Here is a 23,200-nt window from a genome sequence, read left to right as displayed (position 1 = left end):
TTATAATTTTATAAACAAACCGGCGGAGGTAAATTTTATACCTCCGCCGGGAACTACTATATCACGTCCAATTTTTAAGGCAGTACGATTTTGAAGTTTGAATCGGCAGCTTCAAAACAACAGCGAAGCATTTCAATAGCCTTCTCATCTCCTTGCATCTTAATCTTGCCAGCATTACGTAAGGCTTCGGTATCAGTACGTCCAAAGAACAGCTTTACGAAATCCATTTTGGCGATACTCAACGTAAGGTCTGCCTCCTTCTCCTGTCGATTCAAGCGATGGTTCAAAACACCATTATTCAATATAAGCACAACTTTGTCGTTCGTATCTGTGAAGTCTATATTGATGACTGCCTCTTTGTCTGCGGCCTTTTCTCCATTCAACTGAATCGCGCAATAATCGAGTAACATTCCCATATCCATCTGCGCCAACACACCATCGTTAATGAGCTGTGAAGTATAAGGGACATCGCTTTTCAGCAGGTCACGAGCGCCGGTCAGATAGAAGTTGCGCCACGGACCGCTCTCGGCCTGATACCCCAGTTGTGTGTAGGTATCAGCCAACAGACGACGAGCCGCCATATTCTGCGGCTCCGCAAATACAAGATGGTCAAGCAGAGTTGCAACCCAACGATAATCGCCCTTATCATAAGAAGCCCGGGCCACTTCAAGAACCTTTTCCGCACCTCCGATTGCCTCGACATACTTAGTTCCGAGTTCCGTAGGGGGCAGCGGATTCAAGTGTGCAGGGTTTCCGTCGAACCAACCGAAATAAAGATCATACTGAGACTTTACGTTATGACTCAATGTGCCATAATAACCCCGACAATGGAACTGCGAAGCGAGAGAAGCAGGCAATTGCATCTCTTCGGCAATTTCATTCGGAGTCAGACCTCGATTGGCCATGTGCAAGGTTTGGTCATGCAAATACCGGTATAAATCGCGTTGTGCCTCCCAATAATCTACGATGCGTTCATTTCCCCATGTCGGCCAATGATGTGTGGCAAACGAAACCTCCACTTCATCACCATAACGTTCGATAGCCGTATCCACGGCTTTGCTCCACAACAAACCGTTACGGACCTTTGCACCGCGCAAAGTTTGCAGATTGTGCATATTATGCGTCATATCCTCGGCTGTACAGAATGCTTTCATTTGAGGAAACCATACCATAATTTCTACCGGAGCTTCCGTATCAAGTACATAGACAAATTCCATCTCTACTCCATCAATCGTATGTTTCTCACCGGTGGTTTCGATCTCGATTGTCGGGCGTGCAATACCTTTACTACCGGTAGACATAGCCTGTCCTAAGCCACAGCCGAGATTGCCCGTAACACTCGGCTCCAATTGCAGGCCGTACATATAAGTAGCCCGACGAGTCATTGCCACACCGGCTAGCACATTTTCGTTTTGAGCCGATGCCATGAACCCTTTGGGCGCAATGATTTCGAAATCTTTCTTCGATGACCCCTCGCGAATAGCTGCAATACCTCCATAATGGTCGCCGTGCGGGTGGGTAAAGATAACCCCTTCAACCGGCAGATCGGCCACGTGTTTCTTAATGAGGTCATAACCAGCTTTTGCAGCTGCATTGGTCGTTGTTACATCAATAATAATCCAACCATGATCAGAACGAATAAAGGTCATATTGGCGATATCGAAACCACGAACCTGATAGAGTTTATCTGGAATGACCTCAAAAAGACCGTTGAAGCGATTGAGCTGCGACTGTCGCCAAAGACTCGGATTCGCAGTTTCGGGAACATCGTTTTTCAAGAAATCCCAACCTTCGAGCGAATAGGACTCCTTCCCATCTTCGGTCATGATGGCCGAAGTGTTAACTGTCGCAATGAATCCCCGACTGGCATCCTCGAAATCCTGACGGTCATTGAAATCCAACTCTGTTTTTACAGCCTCGTTAGCACGTATTGTATGCTCTGTCGCTGCTGTCTGCGCCATAATTGCCGACGGTACAACTACCAAACCAAACGCAATACTCAAAATTTTTCGTTTCATTATTCTCTAAATTTGATTACACGACAAAGTAACGGAGATATGCTGGATCCGGCAATGTATTATTCTGCTTATATTTTGTATTTTTGTACGATTATCCTATATAATTCCTTATATATATTAAGAAATAATGTCTTTTTGTATGCAAGACCAGATTTTTACATTTGAAACTCTATTAAGGCGTATGCAACTCGACGATGGAGAGAGACCCTTCGTAATATGGCGTGAAAAGGATTTGTTTGGCGCACATGCCTATCCGGTCAAAATCGATGTTCCATGTCTCTTTTTATGTTGGAATGGGGAAATGGAAATAGAAATCAATTTACAAACCTATCATTTCGATAAGGAGCATTTACTATGCTTCACTGTTCCATGTGCCTGTCGCATTGTAAAACGGAGTCCCGATTTTCTATGCGTCGGACTGCTATTATCCAAATCCTTTTGGAGGCAATTACTCTTTACAGAACGAACATTAAGCTCAATTGCCGCGCACGATGCTTTCATCATCGTTACGGAAGAGGAACGAAATCGGCTTGCTCGTTTTCATGAACTGCTTTGCCTTTGTGCCGATACTACCGAACATGATCCGATAGGGACTTTATATCCCCTCATCGTCGGTCTATTTTTTCAAATACGCAATATCTGCCAAAACCGGGAAGCAACCGCAGCACCTGCCTCGCACAGCAAAAAGATTCTCTATGATTTCTTAGATTCACTGCACACCAATTACCGACAGCATCGGCGTGTTTCATTCTATGCCGATGCTCTGTCTCTGACTCCACGACACCTGACAACTGTTATCCGACAAGCAAGCGGTCGCAGTGCCTCACAATGGATCGAGGAATATACCGTACTCGAAGCTCAAATTCTTCTACGCAACTCCCCTATGTCAATTAAAGAAATCGCCTATGAATTGGGTTTCAACGACCAATCTCTATTCTCAAAATATTTTAGTAGAGTGGCAGGCATATCGCCCGAAAGATACCGCAAAATTTCTATGAGCAACACATGATAGTCGCTAATATTCGCTACCTGTACTGACTTCATACAAAAAAAATTAGACAGATAGCTGTCTGCCATCTGTCTAACATGATACAAGGAATTATTTTGCTCTTTATTCTATCATTAAGCTCCTATCAAGCTGAGATCTGTGAAGTAGGTATAGACACAACTTACGATTCCCAACAGTAAAATACCGGCGACACAAACAATCAGGCTGACACGGGAAGCGTTATCGCTACGGAACGGAGCTATGGCACAATCGTTCTCGTTGTTGATGAACATAGCTTTTACCACCAACAAATAGTAATAAAGCGAAATAATGGTATTCAACAAGGCGATAAGTACTAAAATATAGAATCCTGAATGGATAGCCGAAGCAAAAATGAAGAATTTGCTGAAAAATCCGGCAAAGGGAGGAATTCCCGCCAAAGAGAACATCGCCAACATCATAACGACACTCAACTTGGGATTGGTTTTGTACAGACCGTTATAGTCGTCCATTCCTACCTTTCCACTACTACGCTCAACAGACGATATCACACCGAATGCAGCCAAGTTGGAGAATATGTACACCAGCACATAGTAAACCAACGCAGCCATACCCTGTGCCGAACCTGCTATAATACCCAACATAATATATCCTGCCTGAGAGATAGAAGAGAAAGCCAAAAAGCGTTTCAGATTCTTCTGACGAATAGCGAACAAGTTACCCACTGTAATGGTCAACACGATCAAAGCCCACATGATACCTTGCCAGATGACAGGATCTAGGAAGAAGACTTTGTAAAGGATCAACATCAATGCAAAAGCAGCAGCCCCTTTCGATATAACCGACAAATAAGAAGTCACCTGTGTGGGAGCTCCTTGATAAACATCGGCTGTCCACAAATGGAACGGAACCAGCGAAAGTTTGAATCCCATACCGGCCAATACAAAAACGAGCGTGGCGATCAACAGTGGCGTGTGATTAGATGCAATCGCTACGGCTATATCGCCGAAATAGAGAGAGCCCGATACTCCATAGAGGAACGAAAGGCCCAACAGGAAGACAGCCGAAGAGAAAACCGCCGTAAAGAGGTATTTGGCTCCCGCCTCATACGATTCCGTATCTTTCTTATTGATAGCTATCAAAGCGGCCATCGGTAACGATGCGGTTTCGAGTCCGATAAAGAACAGCAAGAAGTGTCCCGACGAAACCATTAAATACATACCGAACAAGGTAACCAATAACAATTCGTAAAACTCTCCTCGGCGCAATTTGACATCGGGGGTATCGGACCACGAAATGGATTGTAACAAAACAATCAATGTGCCTATATTGAGTACGGTTTTAACCATCGAAGCTATGGGAGAAGTCTGATACATACCCCCGAACGCCGTAGCAGAATCGACCGGTATTATATTCCAAACCGTATGCAGGGCGAATAAAACGCATGCCGTAATGGATAATCCTTTGAGGCTCTTTTTCCCTCCAAAGGTGTCAAAAAGAAATATCAGCAAAAACACAAGCAGCAGCGATATTTCTCCGCGCATAATTAAAAACTGTGAATAGTCCATATACTGTTTTATTAAAGAGCTTGAGACAACAAATTAGTTATAGGTTCCACACCTTGACGAATCAAATCGGCAATCCAATTCGGGAAACAGCCGATAGCGGCCACGCATACGATCAAGGTAATGGCCGACAGACGTTCCCACCATTCGGCATCGGTCAACTCCCGGTGATGTTCGTTCTGAACAGCGCCGAACAAAAGTTTACCAACAACCCGCAAAATATAAACCGCCGTAATCACAATCGAAGTACAAGCTACGATGGTAAACACTCGGTGGAACGTATCTGTATGCTCGAACGAACCGACGAATATAGTCATTTCGGCAACGAAGCCACTCAATCCCGGGAGACCCAACGAAGCCAAACCGGCAATCACGTAACAAACCGAAAGGAACGGCATGATTTGCATCAAACCTCCCATCTCCCGAATATCACGGGTATGTGTACGTCCATAAATCATACCGATGAGGGCAAAGAAAAGAGCGGTCATCAAACCGTGAGAAAGCATCTGCATCACGGCTCCGGTCATAGCCGTCGTGTTCAACATCAATATGGCGAACAAAACCAAACCGCAGTGACTCACCGAAGAGTAAGCGTTGATGTATTTGAGGTCGGTCTGAACACAAGCGCTGAACGCTCCGTAAACTACACTGATACCGGTAAGTATTAAGAATATCCAAGCCAATTCGGTCGCAGCCTGAGGCATCAGATAAATGGCTACACGGAAACAACCGTATCCTCCTAATTTCATCAATACGCCGGCATGCAACATAGACACTGCCGTAGGAGCCGAAGCGTGACCATCGGGCGACCATGTGTGGAACGGGAACATAGCCCCCAACACACCGAATCCCACGAAAGTCATCGGGAACAAGAAGTATTGCCAGTTCATGGGGATATTACCGTGCTCGGCAATTTCGACTACATTCATCGAATGGAGCCCCGATTGATAATAGATACCCAAGATACCAATCATCAACAAAGCAGAACCACCCATCAACATCAAGGTCAGTTTCATTGCCGAATAGTTCTTTCTGCCGCTTCCCCAAACACCTATCAATAAGTACATGGGAATAAGCGCCACTTCGTAGAACATGAACATAGTGAAAAGGTCCACCGAAATAAAGAAACCGAATACACCGGTAGACAACAACATGAACCACAAGAAATATTCTTTGGGAAGAGGATTTATCTTCCAAGAAGCGAACACTCCGGCAAATACAATAATAGAAGAAAGCAATAGCATGGCCACTGACACTCCGTCCACACCCACAGCATAGTGAATATTTAACGGAGCATACCACATTCTGCTATCGGTAAACAGCATTGTAGCCGTATTTCCGGCAGCGCGTTCGGCCAAAAACTCAACGAGAGTATATACAGACAACGCCAACAAAATGGTCGAACCGATAACCGCTACCGTTCGTATCTGTTTCATATCTCTTGCGATCCAAAGACCCAGCATCATCAAGAGAGGGATAAGCACAAATAATGATAGAAAATTCATAGTGTTTCTTTAATATTTTATCGTTCAACCATCAGTTAAAAACACATGGCCAATACGGCGATTAACAATGCACCCATAATGAATACCCATACATACCACTGGATATATCCCGACTGCAACTTGCGTATGCCGTAGGAAACCCCGTTGGTAACGGTCGCCAACATATTCATCGTGCCATCGACGATATGACGATCGAACCATGCGATAGGCCGACAAATTCGCTGGAATATCACTTTATGAGTCACCCACATATAGAGCTCGTCCATATAGAATCGATGATAAGCCGCCGTATGCAAAGCACGGAACTTATCGGCAAGAGCTTTGGGTTTGGTATTTTCCGAGAGGTACATCCATGTAGCCAAAGCGATAGCGGCTACTGCGACTATAATACTTGTAGTCGCTACCGACCAGTCGAGATGTATATGATAGGCCTCGCCGTTTACCGATACGAATTCTCCGAAAGGAATGAATCCGGCAACACACGTAACCAACGCGAGAAATACCAAAGGCAAATACATGGCAGCAGGAGCCTCGTGCGGAGTATGATGTTCGTAAGAAGGTTTGCTCCACCAGAAGATACGGTAATACAAGCGGAACATGTAAAAAGCCGTCAGACCGGCGACAGCCGTCATCCAAACGCCCCAGAACGCACTCTTTTCGAATGCGGCGGTTAAGATTTCGTCTTTACTGAAAAATCCCGAGAACGGAGGAATACCGGCAATAGCCAAACATGCGATAAGGAACGTGATATGGGTCACAGGCATATATTTGCGAAGGTTTCCCATCTCGGACATTTCGTTGGAGTGAACGGCATGGATAATGCAACCCGCACCCAAGAAAAGCAGCGCTTTAAACATGGCGTGCGTGAACAAGTGGAACATGGAAGCCATGTAACCGAGTCCGGTGTGCAAATCGACATCGGAGGCAACTCCCAACGCTACCATCATGAAAGCGATCTGAGAAATGGTCGAGAAAGCGAGCACCCGTTTAATATCGGTCTGCACGCACGCAACGACAGCAGCATAAAGAGCGGTAATGGCTCCTACCCATGTAATCAGTTCGAGCACTTCGGGCACGGCACAATACATAGGGAACAACCGGGCTACCAAATAAACACCGGCTACAACCATCGTAGCGGCATGGATAAGCGCCGATACAGGAGTAGGACCTTCCATCGCATCGGGCAACCATATATGCAACGGGAACATAGCCGACTTACCTGCACCTCCCATAAAGATAAGAGCCATAGCCCAAGCGGCTACCGAACAGCCCATAAAGGTCATGCCGGCCGTTTCGCTCACCAATGCCGAAGGATTGGACATCAATGTAGCAAAATCGAAAGTCTCGGTAAAGAACGAGAGGATAAGAATACCGATCAAAAAGCCCAAGTCGGCGAAACGGGTAACGATAAAGGCCTTTTTAGAAGCAGATACAGCCGCCGGCTTAGTATAATAAAATCCGATGAGCAAATAGGAAGAAACACCTACCAACTCCCAGAAAATATACATTTGGAAAATGTTCGTCGCTACCACCAACCCCAACATGGAGAAGCTGAACAACGACAAAAACGCATAATAACGCTGGAACCCTTTTTCTCCATGCATATAGCCCATACTATAAATATGAACCATCAACGACACGGTTGTGATAACAACCAGCATCATCACGGAAATAGGGTCTAATAAAATGCCCAAGTCAATATGCAAATGTTCTGTAAAACGCAACCATTCGAAATTGATCGGCTGCAAGGTGTCGAAAACGCCTTCTGCATTGCGGGGCATGGTAAAATAGTTGAACGCCACTACATAAGCCAAAACGGCAGCTACCGACAATCCGATTGTTCCCAATATCCCGGCAACACGTTCGCTCAACTTATGCCCCACAAGTCCCAAAAACAGGAACATGCAAAGCGGAAGTAAAAGTATTATAACTGAATATTCCATATCGATCAATATTTCATTTTATCAAGGTTACGCGCTTCAACATTCCGTATATGACGGAAAATATTGATAATGATCGCAATAGCAAGCGCTGTCTCGGCAGCGGCGATGCCTATTGCAAAGAGGGTGAAAAAGAATCCCTCCAATGCCTCGGGATAAAGGTAACGGTTAAACACCACAAAATTGATATCCACCGCATTCAGCATCAATTCAAGGGAAATGAGCATAGCCAGCATATTTTTACGTGTGACGAACCCGTAAACTCCGGCAAAAAACATGATGGTACTTACCACCAAATAGGCAATCATTGGTATTTCCATAGTCTCTTATCTTTTACGGGCAATCATAATGCCACCGATGATACAAGCCAATAACAACACACTGACAGCTTCGAAAGGCAACAGATACTGAAACTTGTCCATACCCATAAGAGCATGCCCTATTTCTTTCATATCTACCTCTCCGGTAATTACGCTGGTAAGCGGTTTCGTGAAAAACGGATAAGTAAATAATGTATATCCGCACACGATTGCACCGAATATCGAAGCAATAAGACCTACTACACGTTTTTTAGGTGTCAACAATTCCGATTTGTCTCCCGGGTGACTCGTCAACAAGATAGAGAAGACGAACAAGACTACGATACCACCGGCATAAACGGCCAATTGCACGGCTCCTAAAAATGTATAGTCAAGCTGGAAATAGATACCCGCCGTCGCAAAAAGCACAAACAGAAGGTAAGTAGCCGCCCGCAATATGCGCCGCGTGGTTACCGTAAGAATCGAACAAACCACGATGACCAATGCAAGCAAGCCGAAGATAACTTGATTTGCTATTTGTTCCATAATGTTAATCAATTATTTTCTGTTGGGTTATCGGTACGATTCAGTTGTTTCACCAACTTCTCACGCGTATAAACGGCATGCTCAAACTCGTTTGTAAATTTGATAGCATGGTGAGGACATGTAGTCACACACAATTGGCAAAAGGTGCAACTACCCAAATCATACACATATTTATCTAACACTCGTTTCGTCTTACCATCTTCGGTGGTAATTTTCGAAGCCTCGATTTTGATTGTCCCATTCGGGCAATTCATCTGACAAATACCGCACGCAATGCACTTGTGCTGTCCGTTTTCGTCATAAATCAAAGTTAACGTACCTCTGAAACGCTCGGGGATTTTCAATGTAGCCCTATTCTCAGGGTACTGTTCGGTAACTTTCCGGCTGAAAAAATACTTACCGGTAACCCCCATTCCTTTAAGAAGGCTCAGTAATCCTTTCCAGAAAGATGTGATGTAATTTTTAAAACTTCCCATAAATTTCTTTATAGAACTCTTCTATTTTTATTAGTTAACACTATGGTTTATTTCGTTCATAAAAAAGAGCTTGGTTCTTCAAGCCCCTTGATTTCAATCTACTTTTCCTCCGATAATATCCAACAATTCGGACGTAATACTCTGCTGACGCAGTTTATTATATTCCAATTGCAGTTCGTCCAACAATTCTTTCGCATTATCGTTCGCCGACTGCATGGCCATCACCCGGGCCGCCTGTTCTGACACCCGATTGGAACAGATAGCCTCCTGCATACTCGACAGAACATAAAGCGGTAATACCTCATTATAGATCGTATTCACATCGGGCTCGAACAAATAAGGTTTATTACGCTCGACTTTTTCACCCGTCGCCAAATCATCGGCGGCAATCGGCAATAATTGACGAGTCGCTAAAATCTGTTTGCTCGCGCTTTTATAATGAGTATATACAACTTCCACGCAATCGACTTTTCCGGCAATAAACTCCCGCGTCAATTCTCCGGTAAAACGGGCGATATCCTCGGCAGAGCTTTTAGCGGTCATTTCATCGGCAGTAACATCGACATTATCCCCCACAAGTTTTTGAGCGAATTTAGAGGCTTTCTTTCCAATCGGATAAACAACAAACATGACTGGATTTTCGGTCTCTGCCATTCGTGCCTGATTGATAATTTCGAGCGTGCGTTTAAAAAGATTCATATTAAATGCGCCACACAATCCCTCGTCCGAGCTGAGCAAAACAATCGCCCTCCGCTTTACGGGACGAATCTCGGTAAGCGGAGAACTATATTCAGCATCAGCCGAAATAAGGTGATCGATGGTGTTTTGAATTTGATCCCTGAAAGGCCGTACACGACGCAAAGCCGACTCGGCCTTATGCATCTTGGCCGATGAAATCATCTTCATCGCACCGGTTATTTTTTCGGAAGAAGCGACTGAACCGATTCTTCCTTTTAAGTCGCGCATTGATGCCATAGTTTATGCCTTAAATCGATTAGCAACCTCTTCGGCAACTTCGGTCATGAGAGCAGCAATCTTGTCGTCAAGATGTCCTGCACGCAATTCGTCCATCACTTCGTGGCTATATTTTGATTTCAATATTTGCAAATACAATTTTTCAAACTCGGCTACCTTGTCCATCGGGACATTGTGCAACAATCCCTGTGTACCGCAATATATAATAGCGATTTCCTCTTCCACGGGAACCGGCGAATACTGAGGCTGTATAAGAATACGTTCGTTCTTACGCCCTTTATCGATTGTCATGGCCGTCACAGGATCGACATCGCCACCGAATTTTGTAAACGATTCGAGCTCACGGAACTGAGCTTGATCTATTTTCAATGTACCGGCAATCTTCTTCATGGCTTTTACCTGAGCGTTACCACCTACACGGGAAACAGAGATACCCACATTGATAGCCGGACGTACCCCTTGGTTAAACAATGCCGTTTCCAAGAATATCTGTCCGTCGGTAATCGAAATCACGTTCGTAGGGATATAAGCCGAAACGTCTCCGGCCTGTGTCTCGATAATAGGCAATGCCGTCAAAGATCCGCCACCTTTCACCATCGGTTTCATCACCTCGGGCAAATCGTTCATCGAAGAAGCAACCTCGTCATTATTGATAATCTTAGCAGCCCTTTCGAGCAAACGGGAATGCAAATAGAATATATCGCCCGGATAGGCCTCACGACCGGAAGGACGACGAAGAATCAACGAAATTTCACGATAGGAAACCGCCTGCTTCGATAAGTCGTCATAAATTACCAATGCATGACGCCCGCTATCCCGGAAGTACTCCCCGATAGCAGCCCCCGCAAAAGGCGCATAATAACGCATAGCAGCCGAATCGGAAGCGTTCGCTGCCAAAACGACCGTATAATCGAGCGCTCCGTGCTCTTTCAATGTATTCACCAACGCAGCCACAGAAGAAGCCTTCTGACCGATAGCTACGTAAATACAATACAAGGGGTTACCGTTTTTATAATTATCTCGTTGATTGATAATCGTATCGATGGCGATAGCCGTTTTCCCGATTTGACGGTCGCCGATGATCAACTCTCTCTGTCCACGGCCGATAGGAACCATAGAGTCTATCGCCTTGATACCGGTCTGCAAAGGCTCGTTCACCGGCTGACGGAAAATAACACCCGGAGCCTTACGTTCAAGAGGCAATCGAATCAAATCACCCTGAATGGGACCGGCCCCGTCAATGGGTTCACCCAACGTATTGATGACCCGCCCTAGCAATCCTTCGCCAACAGGAAGAGAGGCAATCTCTCCCGTACGACGAGCCGTCATATTTTCGGTAACCTTATCGACATTATCGAGCAAAATGACACCCACATTGCTCTCTTCGAGGTTCATCGCAACTCCGTGCACTCCATTCTCAAACTCGATAAGTTCGCTTGACCGCACATTTTCGAGTCCATAGACATGAGCCACCCCATCACCCACTTCGAGAACAGTACCCACTTCCTCGAAATTGATTTTGGAATCGACTTCATCGAGTTGCTTTTTTAAAATATCCGATATTTCACTGGGTTTAATCATATCATTTGCTGTTTAGCAATTTCAAACGCAATTTCTTTAATTCACTATTTACCGAAGCATCTAATTGCATCGAATCCACCCGTAAAATAAATCCGCCGATGATAGAAGGATCTATTTCATAAACGAATTCCAACGTCTTATCCGTTTGCTTTTTCATGAGATCACCTATACGGTCGAGAACTTCCTTATCCAAAGCAACAGCAGTTATTATCGTAACACGAGCTATATGATTAGCTCGCCGGTAAATATCCTGATAAGCCAAAGCAATGGCTCTTGCAAACGTTTCGCGACGGTTCCTAATCACTAACTGAACAAAACGGAGAAGATAATCGTCGGGCTTTTCACCGAAAGCCGATGACAATACCCGCACCTTATCCGCAGCAGAGAGAGCCGGGTTACTCAGTGCCTTAGACAACTCGGTATGAGTTGCAAAAGCTGCATCAAGCCGTTTCATCTCTTCGTAAATAGGAGCGGCCACATGATGCTCCTGAGCATACTTATAAAGAGCTTTCGCATATCGGCTCGGTATTAACCCTTCGTTCATATCCTATTAGTTTTGATTCTCAATTTCATTCAACAGTTTGTCGATCATTTCGACCTGCGTTTTGTCATCAGAAAGTTGCTTACGCATCATTTTTTCTGCAATTTGCAGGGCAAACTCGCTTACCTCGCGGCGGAATTGAAGTTCCGACTCTTTTCGAGCTTGCTCGATCGACACGGCCGCAGCGTCCATTACTTTCTTCGCCTCTACCGATGCTGCCTGACGAGCCTCCTCTATGATATGAGTTTTCATCTGGGCAGCTTCGTGCAGAATCTCCATCTGTTGTTTCTGCGCTTCGACCAAAAGAGCTTTGGCATCCGCTTGTGCGTTGTCTAATTGCGCTTTTGCCTCTTGTGCATACTCAACCCCCTTATCGATAAGCTCGGCACGTTCGTCGAGACTGCGGATAATATAGGGCCAAGCAAACTTCGCAAGAATGGCAAAAAGGATGACGAAGACAACGAACATCCAAAATACCAAGCCGAATTCGGGCGTGAACAGTTCCATATCTTAGAGGAATAATGACATCACGCAAACAATCACAGCGAACAATGCAACACCTTCTACAAGAGCGGCAATCACGATCATGTTGCTTCGGATATCACCGCTGGCTTCGGGCTGACGAGCTATGGCATCCATCGCCGATGAACCGATCTTACCAATACCAATACCTGCTGCAATAGCGGCGATACCAGCGCCGATACAGGCGCCCAACTTAGCCAGACTTGCACCGGCTGCTGCTTGTAATAAAATCATTCCTAACATAATGTTTGTTGTTTAGAGATTATACATTATTTTATTTCTTCCACTTTTCCTTCATGATGCCCATCGACTTGTGCCAAAGCTATGAACAGAGTCGAAAGCATGGTAAACACATAGGCTTGAATAAACGATACCAACGTATCTATAAGCAACATAAACAAAGAGAACAACACCGATACGACTGTCGTTGCCCCTATAACAACCGCTCCGAATGCTCCAAAAATGAAAATGAGCGATATAAGCGACAATATAATCATATGCCCGCCCATCATATTGGCAAACAAACGCACCATCAAAGCCGCCGGTTTGGTAAATATTCCGAACACCTCGATCAAGGGCATGATAGGTAACGGAAACTTCAACCACAACGGTACATCGGGCCAAAATATTTCTTTCCAATATTCTTTTGTTCCGCGCACATTTACTACGATAAATGTACACAAAGCAAGAACCATAGTAACGGCTATATTACCCGTCAAATTAGCGCCACCGGGGAAAATTACGATCAGCCCTAACAGGTTCATCAAAAGGATAAAGAAAAATACGGTCAATAAATAAGGGGCAAAACGAGGTGCTTTATCGCCCAATGTGCTTTTTATCACGCCCGTATAAACGAACTCGATAAGAAATTCTATGGCTCCTACACCTTTTTTAGGGGCTTTGAAACGTTTCTTTCTATACCAATGAGCCACCGAAAGCACACACCACCCACAAATGAATGCCGCTATAATCAACGCCAACACATTTTTGGTAATCGACAAATCGAGCGGACGATAACGATTTCCCCTATCATCGACACTCTCGACCTTTCCTTTATTCGGGCCGTCCTGAGCGACATAAAAACCTTCATAAGTCTGCCCGTGTTCAAGCCGATGCGACCCGAATATTTTCCAATCGCCCTTATAATCCCGCACGATAACCGGAAGTGGGATTTTATGCTCATGCGAGAAAGGTAATTCCCAACCATAGCCATCGAGCAGGTGCTCAAAAATTGTCTCTTTCGGGTCAAAGGCCTTTTCTCCTTCACCATCGGCCTTTTCCTGTGCCGACAGCGGGAACGAAAATACCGTTAACAAAAAAGCGACTATGTATGCGATTTGTTTTCTCATCTCTTTTTTACTCCAATTACCGTACACAAACTGCTACACGATTATTATCCACATCGACAAACCCGCCACCGACGGATACCGAATGCCGCTCACCGCCCGTTACATACTCAATGGTACCGGCATCGAGCGTAGAAATCAACGATGCATGATTTTCAAGAACTGTAAACGAACCTTTTGCTCCCGGCAGGGTAACCGATTCGACTTCTCCTTTAAAAAGGATTTGTTCCGAAGATATAATTTCAAGTACCATAATTCTCGTTTTTATTAGTGAGCGGTCTTCGCTTGTTCTAACAACTTCTTACCTTTGGCAATGGCCTCGTCTATTGTACCCACGTTCAAGAATGCTTGTTCGGGATATTCGTCCATCTCGCCGTTAAGAATCATCTTAAACCCGCGGATAGTCTCTTCCAACGGAACCATCACACCTTGAAGACCGGTAAACTGCTCGGCCACGTGGAAAGGTTGCGACAAAAACCGCTGTGCCCGACGAGCACGATTCACCACCAGTTTGTCTTCGTCCGACAACTCATCGACACCCAAAATGGCGATAATATCCTGCAATTCGTTATAATGCTGTAAAAGCTGTTTTACACCCTGAGCAACCTGATAGTGTTCCTCGCCTACAATATTCGGATCGAGGATTCGGGACGTAGACTCCAACGGATCCACTGCCGGATAGATACCTAACTCAGAAATCTTACGGCTCAATACCGTCGTAGCATCCAAAAAGCTAAATGTAGTCGCCGGAGCCGGGTCGGTCAAGTCATCGGCCGGTACATAAATGGCCTGTACCGATGTAATAGAGCCCTGCTTCGTAGACGTAATACGTTCTTGCAACTTACCCATCTCGGAAGCCAAAGTAGGTTGATATCCCACGGCAGAAGGCATACGACCCAACAATGCCGAAACTTCGGATCCCGCCTGAGTGAAACGGAATATATTGTCAATAAACAAAAGTATCTCTTTACCTCCGCCATCGGAATCACGGAACTGTTCGGCAACAGTCAACCCAGACAAAGCGACACGCAGACGGGCTCCCGGCGGCTCGTTCATCTGACCGAACACCAACGTTGCCTGCGATTCATTCACTTTCTCCATATCGACATCACGCAGATTCCACTCGCCCCGTTCCATGCCTTCTTTGAATTTATCGCCGTACGACATAACTCCCGACTCGATCATCTCACGTAAAAGGTCGTTACCTTCACGGGTACGCTCCCCCACTCCGGTAAACACCGAAAAACCGTTGTGCCCTTTGGCTATATTGTTGATAAGTTCCATAATCAACACGGTCTTACCAACACCTGCCCCTCCGAACAAACCGATCTTTCCACCTTTTGAATACGGTTCGAGTAAATCGATCACCTTGATTCCCGTATAAAGCATCTCGGTACTGATAGAGAGGTCGTCGAAAGCCGGAGCCTCCTGATGAATCGATTTTAATTCGGTATAATCCAATGCAGGAAGGTGGTCGATCGTTTCACCGATGACATTCATCAACCGACCTTTCACTTGCGAACCGGTAGGCATCGATAACGGTCTTTGCAAGTCGATAGCCTTCATACCCCGTTTCAGTCCATCGGTAGAATCCATCGCTACACAACGCACCGTATTTTCACCGATATGTTGTTCTACCTCGACAATCAGCTCTGCCCCGTTCTCTCGTTCGATTTTAAGAGCGGCATATATGGGAGGTACTTCATTGCCTTCGCCTTCAAAAGCGACATCGACAACCGGCCCGATGACCTGCGTGATATATCCAAATTTATCTGCCATAACTTTACCTCTATTATCAGTATTATATTTTTAATTCATTAAAAGTGCAATCCGTAAATCACAATAAGCACCATAATAAAGAGATTAATCAAGTTCAAAGGTAATAAATATTTCCATTCGAGCCGCAATAATTGGTCTATTCTCAAACGGGGGAATGTCCACTTGAACCAAATAATCACAAACGAAACAAGTATCGCTTTTCCAAAGAACCAAATCACAGACGGAATATAATCCATAATATGGTTAAAACCTTCCCAACCCGGTATGTGGAATGGCATCCAACCTCCCAAGAAAAGCAATGTAGCCATACCCGACACAATAAACAGATTCAAATACTCAGCCAAGTAGAAAAATCCGAAATGAATACCCGAATATTCTGTGTGGTATCCGGCTGTCAACTCGCTCTCGGCTTCGGGCAAGTCGAACGGACCACGATTGGTCTCGGCCGTACCGGCAACCAAATAAATCAAAAATGCGACTATCGCCGGGATATGACCTGTAAACAAGAACCAACCGTTAGTCTGAGCTTCTACTATACCGGTTATCGACATTGTTCCGGCAAAGACGACCATCGTCAATACAGACAACCCAATCGAAAGTTCGTAACTCACCATTTGAGCACCGCTTCGAATAGCACCGATAAGTGTAAATTTATTGTTACTGGACCAACCGGCCAACAAAATACCCAACACTCCTATGGACGAAACGGCGATCAGGAAGAACACGCCGATATTAAAATCGATAACTTGTAATCCTCTTCCAAAAGGCAAACAACCAAAGGCCAACATGGAAGCGACGATTACCAAATAAGGAGCTAAATTAAATAAGAACTTATCGATATGATTCAAAGTAATCAACTCCTTAATCAATATCTTGAACATATCGGCAACACTCTGAATAATACCATAAGGACCTACACGATTCGGACCCAAACGGCATTGGAAAAAGGCACAGACCTTACGCTCAAAATATATATAGAACAATGCCAAAACTGCATACAACAGCAACAGCACCACGCCTACCAATACAAATTCAACAAGTAAAGCTCCCCAACCGGGCATTACACTTCTCAACAAATTATCGATCCAGTGGGTAACTATCGAAAAGTCGAACATAACTTATTCTTTAATTTATTTTTTATTACTCAATTATCTGTCCATATCGGGGATTACATAGTCAAGCGACCCTCCGATAGCAATCAAATCGGCGATCTTTCCATTGCGACACATTGGATCGAGACCAGCGACCAGCGGCAAGCATGCCGAATTTATCTTCAAACGATAAGGATTCTTATCTCCATGACTTTCGATAAAAATACCCAACGGACCACGACTGGCCTCTACTTGGCGGAAATAACGGCCTTCGGGCAGCTTGATAATAGGCTTCATCTTAACGGCATAATCACCCTCGGGGATATTGTCGATCAATTGCTCTATGATATGTATAGATTCCAATATTTCATCTAAGCGTACCATGTAACGGGCAAAAACATCTCCCTCCGTACGGATAACTTGATTAAATTCCACCTTGTCATACATTGCATACGGGTGATTCTTACGCACGTCGCAAGCCCAACCCGAAGCACGCCCCGACGGTCCCGCAATTCCATACGAAATAGCATCCTCGCGAGAAAGAATTCCCACTCCTTTCATACGTTGTTGGGCAATGACATTACCGGTAAACAACGTGTGGTACTCTTTCAGCTTAGCCGGCATATAGGCACAAAACTCTTTGACCTTACGCTGGAAATCGGGATGTAAATCGGCCATCAAACCTCCAATCGTATAGTAATTGAAAGTCATACGCGCACCACACGTTTCCTCAAATATATCGAGAATCTTTTCTCTATCGCGGAAACCATAGAAGAATGCTGTCGTTCCTCCCAAGTCCATACAGAATGTGGACCAGAATAACAAGTGCGAAGAAATACGCATCAACTCGTCCATGATCGTACGTATATACTGTGCACGTGCGGGCACTTCTACTTGCAAAGCATCTTCTATACAAAGACAGACTGCATGTCGGTTCTGCTGAGCGGACAAATAATCAAGACGATCGGCGAAGTGAAGAGTCTGAGGATAGGTAAGAGACTCACATAGTTTCTCTATTCCCCTATGCACATAACCGCAATACACATCGATTTTTTTAACCGTCTCGCCATCGAGAGAGGTACGTAAACGCAACACACCATGAGTCGCAGGATGTTGAGGACCGATATTTACCACGAATTCCTGAGGAGAAAATATCGTATTCGTCCGTTCTTCGAGCTTTCCATCTTCCGTTTCGACAACGGAGTGTGTGACATCATCGACAGACTCATGCTCCAATCGGATAGGATTCAATTCAGGGTCTGCATTATAATCTTTTCGGAAAGGATACCCCACCCAGTCGTTTCGCAAAAACAGCCGGCGCATATCGGGGTGGTTGATGAAACGGATTCCAAAAAAATCATAGACTTCACGTTCGTATAAATTCGCGGATTTCCAAATATCCGAAACAGAATGAAGCAGAGGATTCTCTCTATCTGCGGTCTCTATTTTAACCGAAACTTGTGAATTATCGACGGTAGAAGTCAAATAGTAGACACAACCCACGGTCTCGCCCCAGTCCATGCCCACAATAGAAACCAAATAATCGAAGTGCAGTTGATTATGCAAATAAAGCGCTAAATCATGCCACTTGGCATCAGGAACCGACACTTCCAAAATAGTCCCTTCCACGAAGGTAGCCTCCGGCAGAAAACTACTTATTTCTTGCTGTATGTTTGCCATATAGGTAACTTATATTATTTTCCGAATACTTTCTCTCGCTTTTCTTGACGATTGACCCCGCCAAAGAATTTCTCGACTTTTACCTTACGTTGTAATTGCATCAAACCGTAAAACATAGCCTCGGGACGAGGAGGACACCCCGGTATATACACATCGACCGGAAGAATCTCATCTACACCTTTCAACACGTGATACGAATTTTTAAACGGTCCGCCCGAAACGGCACATCCACCGACAGCTACCACGTATTTCGGTTCGGCCAACTGGTCATACAAACGTTTAAGAACGGGAGCCATACGATGTACAATCGTACCGGCCACCATCACAAAATCGGCCTGACGCGGACTGGCACGGGCTACTTCAAACCCGAAACGGGCCATATCGTACCGCGCTGCGCCGAGCGACATGAACTCGATACCACAGCAACTTGTCGCAAAGGTAAGCGGCCACAAAGAGTTAGACCGCCCCCAGTTAATAAGTTCGTCCAAGCATCCCACCACCACATTGGTATGAGAGGCTTTGAGCTCATCAACAAGATGTTCAATATATTCATTGTCTTTGAAGTCTTCATACTTCATCGATTTAATTTTCACTTCCATTCGAGTGCTCCTTTCTTCCATGCATATACCAGTCCTAAAACAAGTATAACCATGAAAAATAAAATATTAAATAATCCGGCTACACCTAAATCTTTCAATATAACCGCCCACGGGAACAAGAATACCGTTTCTACGTCGAACATCAAATACAGAATGGCAAACAAGTAGTAACCTACTTTGAACTGCATCCAAGATTCGCCGCGCGATGGGATACCACACTCATAAGCCTCACCTTTCTGTGGGTTGAACGAGCGAGGCGAAATAAGCCCTGCAATCAACAAAGCCGCGCCCACCAACGCTAATCCGGTAATCAATACAACTACAAATAGTGCAGAATTCATACGTTAATTTAGTTTGTATTTATTTTTATTCTTTTCTCCAAATGACAAAGCCCTATATTGCTAAAACAACAATACAAGGCCCGATCGTCTATAAATAAAAAATCTTTCTCTTTTCATAAGAAAAAGAAATACGACATCGCTCCATTCCGGTATTAGTCTCGCGATCTGATATTGTCTTATTCCATATAGAACCAAACATACGATTTCTTTTCTTTCTTAGTCAAGGATTTATACAACGGACAAATTTATTTTCCGAACGATGAATATCACCCCAAAATCCTTTGTTTCACTGCAAATTATTCTTCGAAAAATTTTGTCGCACAAATATACGAATTTTATTTCCAACAAAAGCCTCACGTTAGACTCTTTTTTATTTTTAATCCGCAATTCCGGACAAATTATTCTGCTTTTGGAACACCACCTCAAAAAAATTGCGCGACAAAAATAGTTTGTCACGCAATGAATACATTCAAAAAAACTCCTATTACAACGAATCGAGAGTTTTAAGAGCTTCGAGAATCTCTGTATTACCCGGATCCAATTCCAGCATCTTGTTCCAATAATCTTTTGTAGCCGCGATAGCCTCGTTTTTCTTGGCCGGATTGGTGGTTTGCAGATAATTATAATATCCCAAATATTTATAAGCCTCGATATAAACACGTTTTGTAGCAGCTTTCTCCTTATTGGAAGGATCTTGATCCAAAACAGTCAAAGTCTCTTCATACAAAGGTTTGGCCAACCCTTCTTTCAATTCAGGGTCACGCACTGCGGCCGCACGAGAGCGCCACAAATATCCCCGATAATCCGTCGGAGAACGCTCTACCACAACTTGGAACATAGTATCTGCTTTCAACAAATACATATTCATCAACTCCACGCTATCTTGTGCAGCTTGGCCTGCACTATAACAAATTTGACCGAGCAAATAATAGTCCATGACACGTTGATTATTCACCGTATCGGCATTCATATACTTCTCATAAGTATCGATTGCCTTTACATAATCTTTATTACGCTCATAGGTATCGCTCAAAACTTTAAGAATATCCGTACGGGTATTATCCAGTTCATAAGCTTTTTCATATTGAGCAACGGCTTCTCCATACTTCTTTTGTTTGGATAAAATATCGCCATACGTCATATAATCGCGCGCCGTAAACACATTGTCACCCGGATTCATTCCCAAGAACTCGATTGCAGCCTGTTCTGCGGCCTCAAAATTCCCCAGTTCATAATTATCGTACATAACGATACGACGAATAACAAAGTTTTGAGGATCATGAGATAAAATATCTTTTGCAAGTTCCAATGACTCATCAAAGCGTTTGCCATAGAACAACAGAGTAGCCAACCGGGGACGGTCTGTTTGGAAATGGTTGGGGTTCTGCATATACTTCTCATAAGCCTCGGCAGCCTTTGTATATTGAGAATTCTTATAATACGCTTCGGCCATCTCACGTTGTGCAATAGCAGAATTAGGAGCGATAGTTTGCAACTCTTCCAACTTTTGAATGGCCAATGTCGGATTTATATCGAAATAAATATGCGAGTATTTCACATACGCTTCGATACAATTAGGGTCGAAATAAATCGCATTTTCATACCGTCCACAAGCATCCCCATACTGCTGTTGGTTTACCAAGACATCGCCCTCAAACATAAAATAATCGGGAAACTTCTTGTCTGCTTTATAAGACTTCTTCATATACTCCTCATAACCCGGAGTCCCGGTCTCATAATATGCTTTGGCAATTGCCAAATTAAGACCGGCATCTTTCTTATTTTTTCCTTTAAGTGCTTCTTTGAAATATTTTTCAGCCACTTTTTCAGCTTGTTCCTTATCTGCACTTCCATTCAATGCGAGCTTACCTTGACCGACGAGATTATAAGCGAACAAAGGATCGGCTTCAAGACCTTTCTTATAGTACTCTGCGGCAGCCGTATAGTCCTTGTTGCCAAACGCTATCTCTCCCAAATAGTAATAAGATTCTGCTTTATTCGTTCCTGCATCATCAAGGGTGCGTTCAAGCAAAATTTTTGCCCGATCGGGTTGACCCGCTTTAAAATACTCTATTCCATCAGTATAGCTGGCAGCAAAAGCAGTGAAACTGCCGGCAGCAAGAAACAGTGAAAAAAATAATTTAAGACTTGATTTCATTGATATATTTTTAAATTAATAATTTTCTTACTTAAAAAGCATCGGTAATGCTTACATCTCTTTTTAACGCAATATTAGTTTGCCACGGTACAATACCGGTCTTAAAAATTATTAACTGCCCTCTTTGAGAAGACACAAACTTAATAAAGCCGGTAGGCAATCCATTCCGAGGATCCGTTGTAATCATGTAAATAGGCCGAGTCAACGGATAATCTCCCGACGCTATATAATATTGATAGGGTTTATAGGGTTTAAATCCCGGTGCTTTACGCACAGCCATTACTTTTACGACATCGGTAAACGAAGTATTGGTCGAGTCTGCTTTATTCCCAATCCAGCTTGCTCCTATTACCCCTATCGCATTAGGCGTTTGAGCCACATAATCGATCACAGCCTGATTGGATTTTTGGGCAAACAAACCTTTATACAGAGTTTTTCCCTCGCAAAGAGAATCTATGGCATAACGCATAGAACTGGAACCTTGATTGTCGAATACAAAATGAAGGTCTCCCAACGTAGATCCCGGATAAATCTGGTTCCATTTCGTGACCTCTCCTGTTACGATCTTTCGCAAATCATCTACCGAAATTATATCATTCTTGTTAGATTTATTCACAATAAAAGCAATGCCGTCTAAGGCGATTTGCACGGTGCGCACCTTTAACCGGCGGGATTTAAAAGAATCTTCTTCTTTCGGGGATAACGGACGAGTAGCAATAGCCAACCGCACACTATCTTGCAAAAGCATATTCAAGGCTTCCGATTCACTTACATAATAAGGAATAATCGAAGCCTTCGGGTAAGCTGCTTCAAAGACCATGATTTCTTGCTCCATAATCGGCTCGAAACTTTCGTCACAGCTGATATCTATCACACCCGACGTGATGGTCTCCTTAACCTTTTGTCCCTCTTTTTCTTCATTCTGGCAAGATGAACACGAAGACAAAGCAGACGCGGCTACAAAAATTGCGACTGGAAGTAATATTAGCTTATTCATAATTCGTTTTATTTCATTCCAACAAACAATCTATATCCTCTAAATACTCCATATACGGCAAATACACCGCCCATAATATAGCGTACTATATCGTATAAATTGGAAAACAATGAAGTAAATAACAGCAAATAGGCCATACCTAAATAAATAGCTATCATAATCATGCCGAAAACGACATTCATGCCCAAGCGGTTCTTCTTTTCCGTATCATCGTTGTAATGGCCATACTTTTCTTCCATAATCGAACTTTTTA

Annotated in this window: 23 protein-coding genes; 1 reads left to right on the top strand and 22 read right to left on the bottom strand. The window is 44.0% G+C overall.

What is annotated here, in order from left to right:
• Positions 1–74: 74 nt before the first annotated feature.
• Complete coding sequence (locus tag QVD32_RS03960) at positions 75–2,018, bottom strand: alkyl/aryl-sulfatase (protein WP_195242023.1); 1,944 nt, start codon at positions 2,016–2,018, stop codon at positions 75–77.
• Positions 2,019–2,157: 139 nt separating this feature from the next.
• Between QVD32_RS03960 and QVD32_RS03955 the strand changes: the two genes are divergently transcribed.
• Positions 2,158–3,027 carry an AraC family transcriptional regulator gene (locus QVD32_RS03955; protein ID WP_118686879.1) on the top strand — a complete coding sequence of 290 codons (870 nt, stop codon included), beginning with the start codon at positions 2,158–2,160 and terminating at the stop codon, positions 3,025–3,027.
• A 113-nt stretch (positions 3,028–3,140) separates the two neighbouring features.
• Here QVD32_RS03955 and QVD32_RS03950 read toward each other — a convergent pair whose 3' ends face one another.
• From QVD32_RS03950 to QVD32_RS03850, 21 genes are all read right to left on the bottom strand, one after another.
• On the bottom strand, positions 3,141–4,574 hold the full coding sequence (locus tag QVD32_RS03950) for an NADH-quinone oxidoreductase subunit N (protein ID WP_008862527.1): 1,434 nt from the start codon (positions 4,572–4,574) through the stop codon (positions 3,141–3,143).
• An 11-nt stretch (positions 4,575–4,585) separates the two neighbouring features.
• Positions 4,586–6,076: a complex I subunit 4 family protein gene (locus QVD32_RS03945; protein WP_046411356.1), complete on the bottom strand. Its 1,491-nt coding sequence runs from the start codon at positions 6,074–6,076 to the stop codon at positions 4,586–4,588.
• A gap of 35 nt (positions 6,077–6,111) precedes the next feature.
• The gene (nuoL, locus tag QVD32_RS03940; protein WP_008862529.1) at positions 6,112–8,019 is read right to left on the bottom strand and encodes an NADH-quinone oxidoreductase subunit L; all 1,908 of its coding nucleotides are present in this window, start codon (positions 8,017–8,019) and stop codon (positions 6,112–6,114) included.
• A gap of 5 nt (positions 8,020–8,024) precedes the next feature.
• On the bottom strand, positions 8,025–8,336 hold the full coding sequence (gene nuoK, locus QVD32_RS03935) for an NADH-quinone oxidoreductase subunit NuoK (RefSeq protein ID WP_118686880.1): 312 nt from the start codon (positions 8,334–8,336) through the stop codon (positions 8,025–8,027).
• Between the two features lie 6 nt (positions 8,337–8,342).
• On the bottom strand, positions 8,343–8,861 hold the full coding sequence (locus QVD32_RS03930; RefSeq protein WP_008862531.1) for an NADH-quinone oxidoreductase subunit J family protein: 519 nt from the start codon (positions 8,859–8,861) through the stop codon (positions 8,343–8,345).
• 8 nt (positions 8,862–8,869) lie between these two features.
• The gene (locus tag QVD32_RS03925; protein WP_008862532.1) at positions 8,870–9,337 is read right to left on the bottom strand and encodes a NuoI/complex I 23 kDa subunit family protein; all 468 of its coding nucleotides are present in this window, start codon (positions 9,335–9,337) and stop codon (positions 8,870–8,872) included.
• Positions 9,338–9,430: 93 nt separating this feature from the next.
• Complete coding sequence (gene atpG / locus QVD32_RS03920; RefSeq protein WP_118686881.1) at positions 9,431–10,303, bottom strand: ATP synthase F1 subunit gamma; 873 nt, start codon at positions 10,301–10,303, stop codon at positions 9,431–9,433.
• A 12-nt stretch (positions 10,304–10,315) separates the two neighbouring features.
• Positions 10,316–11,893, bottom strand: coding sequence for a F0F1 ATP synthase subunit alpha (atpA, locus tag QVD32_RS03915; RefSeq protein ID WP_008862534.1), 1,578 nt, complete (start codon positions 11,891–11,893; stop codon positions 10,316–10,318).
• Position 11,894: 1 nt separating this feature from the next.
• Positions 11,895–12,437, bottom strand: a complete 543-nt coding sequence (locus QVD32_RS03910) for a F0F1 ATP synthase subunit delta (RefSeq protein ID WP_021891100.1) — start codon at positions 12,435–12,437, stop codon at positions 11,895–11,897.
• A 6-nt stretch (positions 12,438–12,443) separates the two neighbouring features.
• Positions 12,444–12,941 (bottom strand): F0F1 ATP synthase subunit B, encoded by a 498-nt coding sequence (gene atpF, locus QVD32_RS03905; protein WP_008862536.1) that lies wholly within the window; start codon positions 12,939–12,941, stop codon positions 12,444–12,446.
• 3 nt (positions 12,942–12,944) lie between these two features.
• Positions 12,945–13,199, bottom strand: coding sequence for an ATP synthase F0 subunit C (gene atpE, locus QVD32_RS03900; RefSeq protein ID WP_008862537.1), 255 nt, complete (start codon positions 13,197–13,199; stop codon positions 12,945–12,947).
• Positions 13,200–13,225: 26 nt separating this feature from the next.
• Positions 13,226–14,305 carry a F0F1 ATP synthase subunit A gene (gene atpB, locus QVD32_RS03895; protein WP_021891101.1) on the bottom strand — a complete coding sequence of 360 codons (1,080 nt, stop codon included), beginning with the start codon at positions 14,303–14,305 and terminating at the stop codon, positions 13,226–13,228.
• A 16-nt stretch (positions 14,306–14,321) separates the two neighbouring features.
• Entirely contained in the window at positions 14,322–14,555 is a 234-nt protein-coding gene (gene atpC / locus QVD32_RS03890) for an ATP synthase F1 subunit epsilon (RefSeq protein WP_021891102.1), read from the bottom strand.
• Positions 14,556–14,569: 14 nt separating this feature from the next.
• Positions 14,570–16,081, bottom strand: coding sequence for a F0F1 ATP synthase subunit beta (gene atpD / locus QVD32_RS03885; protein ID WP_008862540.1), 1,512 nt, complete (start codon positions 16,079–16,081; stop codon positions 14,570–14,572).
• 38 nt (positions 16,082–16,119) lie between these two features.
• Complete coding sequence (gene nuoH, locus QVD32_RS03880) at positions 16,120–17,196, bottom strand: NADH-quinone oxidoreductase subunit NuoH (protein ID WP_021891103.1); 1,077 nt, start codon at positions 17,194–17,196, stop codon at positions 16,120–16,122.
• A 33-nt stretch (positions 17,197–17,229) separates the two neighbouring features.
• On the bottom strand, positions 17,230–18,852 hold the full coding sequence (locus QVD32_RS03875) for an NADH-quinone oxidoreductase subunit D-related protein (protein WP_021891104.1): 1,623 nt from the start codon (positions 18,850–18,852) through the stop codon (positions 17,230–17,232).
• A 14-nt stretch (positions 18,853–18,866) separates the two neighbouring features.
• Positions 18,867–19,451 carry an NADH-quinone oxidoreductase subunit B gene (locus tag QVD32_RS03870; RefSeq protein ID WP_008862543.1) on the bottom strand — a complete coding sequence of 195 codons (585 nt, stop codon included), beginning with the start codon at positions 19,449–19,451 and terminating at the stop codon, positions 18,867–18,869.
• Positions 19,442–19,792 carry an NADH-quinone oxidoreductase subunit A gene (locus tag QVD32_RS03865; RefSeq protein ID WP_008862544.1) on the bottom strand — a complete coding sequence of 117 codons (351 nt, stop codon included), beginning with the start codon at positions 19,790–19,792 and terminating at the stop codon, positions 19,442–19,444. The genes QVD32_RS03870 and QVD32_RS03865 overlap by 10 nt, the downstream gene beginning before the upstream one ends.
• A gap of 484 nt (positions 19,793–20,276) precedes the next feature.
• Complete coding sequence (locus tag QVD32_RS03860; RefSeq protein WP_021891105.1) at positions 20,277–21,950, bottom strand: tetratricopeptide repeat protein; 1,674 nt, start codon at positions 21,948–21,950, stop codon at positions 20,277–20,279.
• A 31-nt stretch (positions 21,951–21,981) separates the two neighbouring features.
• A complete protein-coding gene (locus QVD32_RS03855) occupies positions 21,982–22,947 on the bottom strand; it encodes a PstS family phosphate ABC transporter substrate-binding protein (protein ID WP_021891106.1) in 966 nt (321 codons plus the stop codon).
• Between the two features lie 8 nt (positions 22,948–22,955).
• Positions 22,956–23,186 carry a hypothetical protein gene (locus tag QVD32_RS03850; RefSeq protein WP_008862547.1) on the bottom strand — a complete coding sequence of 77 codons (231 nt, stop codon included), beginning with the start codon at positions 23,184–23,186 and terminating at the stop codon, positions 22,956–22,958.
• Positions 23,187–23,200: the final 14 nt, after the last annotated feature.

The sequence above is a fragment of the Barnesiella sp. genome (assembly GCF_022723415.1).
Lineage (GTDB): Bacteria > Bacteroidota > Bacteroidia > Bacteroidales > Barnesiellaceae > Barnesiella > Barnesiella intestinihominis.
The sequence above is the reverse complement of the archived record's forward strand: the minus strand, read 5'-3'. Positions and strand labels throughout refer to the sequence as shown.

Bases quoted from the DNA above. Each gene is read 5' to 3' on its own strand.
- QVD32_RS03870 (WP_008862543.1), bottom strand. From the start codon at position 19,451: ATGGAAGTGAAAATTAAATCGATGAAGTATGAAGACTTCAAAGACAAT.
- atpC (WP_021891102.1), bottom strand. From the start codon at position 14,555: ATGGTACTTGAAATTATATCTTCGGAACAAATCCTTTTTAAAGGAGAA.
- atpB (WP_021891101.1), bottom strand. From the start codon at position 14,305: ATGAGAAAACAAATCGCATACATAGTCGCTTTTTTGTTAACGGTATTT.
- QVD32_RS03850 (WP_008862547.1), bottom strand. From the start codon at position 23,186: ATGGAAGAAAAGTATGGCCATTACAACGATGATACGGAAAAGAAGAAC.
- nuoH (WP_021891103.1), bottom strand. From the start codon at position 17,196: ATGTTCGACTTTTCGATAGTTACCCACTGGATCGATAATTTGTTGAGA.
- atpE (WP_008862537.1), bottom strand. From the start codon at position 13,199: ATGTTAGGAATGATTTTATTACAAGCAGCAGCCGGTGCAAGTCTGGCT.
- atpG (WP_118686881.1), bottom strand. From the start codon at position 10,303: ATGCGCGACTTAAAAGGAAGAATCGGTTCAGTCGCTTCTTCCGAAAAA.
- QVD32_RS03930 (WP_008862531.1), bottom strand. From the start codon at position 8,861: ATGGAACAAATAGCAAATCAAGTTATCTTCGGCTTGCTTGCATTGGTC.
- atpF (WP_008862536.1), bottom strand. From the start codon at position 12,941: ATGGAACTGTTCACGCCCGAATTCGGCTTGGTATTTTGGATGTTCGTT.
- QVD32_RS03955 (WP_118686879.1), top strand. From the start codon at position 2,158: ATGCAAGACCAGATTTTTACATTTGAAACTCTATTAAGGCGTATGCAA.
- QVD32_RS03865 (WP_008862544.1), bottom strand. From the start codon at position 19,792: ATGAATTCTGCACTATTTGTAGTTGTATTGATTACCGGATTAGCGTTG.
- nuoL (WP_008862529.1), bottom strand. From the start codon at position 8,019: ATGGAATATTCAGTTATAATACTTTTACTTCCGCTTTGCATGTTCCTG.
- QVD32_RS03860 (WP_021891105.1), bottom strand. From the start codon at position 21,950: ATGAAATCAAGTCTTAAATTATTTTTTTCACTGTTTCTTGCTGCCGGC.
- QVD32_RS03910 (WP_021891100.1), bottom strand. From the start codon at position 12,437: ATGAACGAAGGGTTAATACCGAGCCGATATGCGAAAGCTCTTTATAAG.
- atpA (WP_008862534.1), bottom strand. From the start codon at position 11,893: ATGATTAAACCCAGTGAAATATCGGATATTTTAAAAAAGCAACTCGAT.
- QVD32_RS03950 (WP_008862527.1), bottom strand. From the start codon at position 4,574: ATGGACTATTCACAGTTTTTAATTATGCGCGGAGAAATATCGCTGCTG.
- QVD32_RS03945 (WP_046411356.1), bottom strand. From the start codon at position 6,076: ATGAATTTTCTATCATTATTTGTGCTTATCCCTCTCTTGATGATGCTG.
- QVD32_RS03925 (WP_008862532.1), bottom strand. From the start codon at position 9,337: ATGGGAAGTTTTAAAAATTACATCACATCTTTCTGGAAAGGATTACTG.
- atpD (WP_008862540.1), bottom strand. From the start codon at position 16,081: ATGGCAGATAAATTTGGATATATCACGCAGGTCATCGGGCCGGTTGTC.
- QVD32_RS03875 (WP_021891104.1), bottom strand. From the start codon at position 18,852: ATGGCAAACATACAGCAAGAAATAAGTAGTTTTCTGCCGGAGGCTACC.
- QVD32_RS03855 (WP_021891106.1), bottom strand. From the start codon at position 22,947: ATGAATAAGCTAATATTACTTCCAGTCGCAATTTTTGTAGCCGCGTCT.
- nuoK (WP_118686880.1), bottom strand. From the start codon at position 8,336: ATGGAAATACCAATGATTGCCTATTTGGTGGTAAGTACCATCATGTTT.
- QVD32_RS03960 (WP_195242023.1), bottom strand. From the start codon at position 2,018: ATGAAACGAAAAATTTTGAGTATTGCGTTTGGTTTGGTAGTTGTACCG.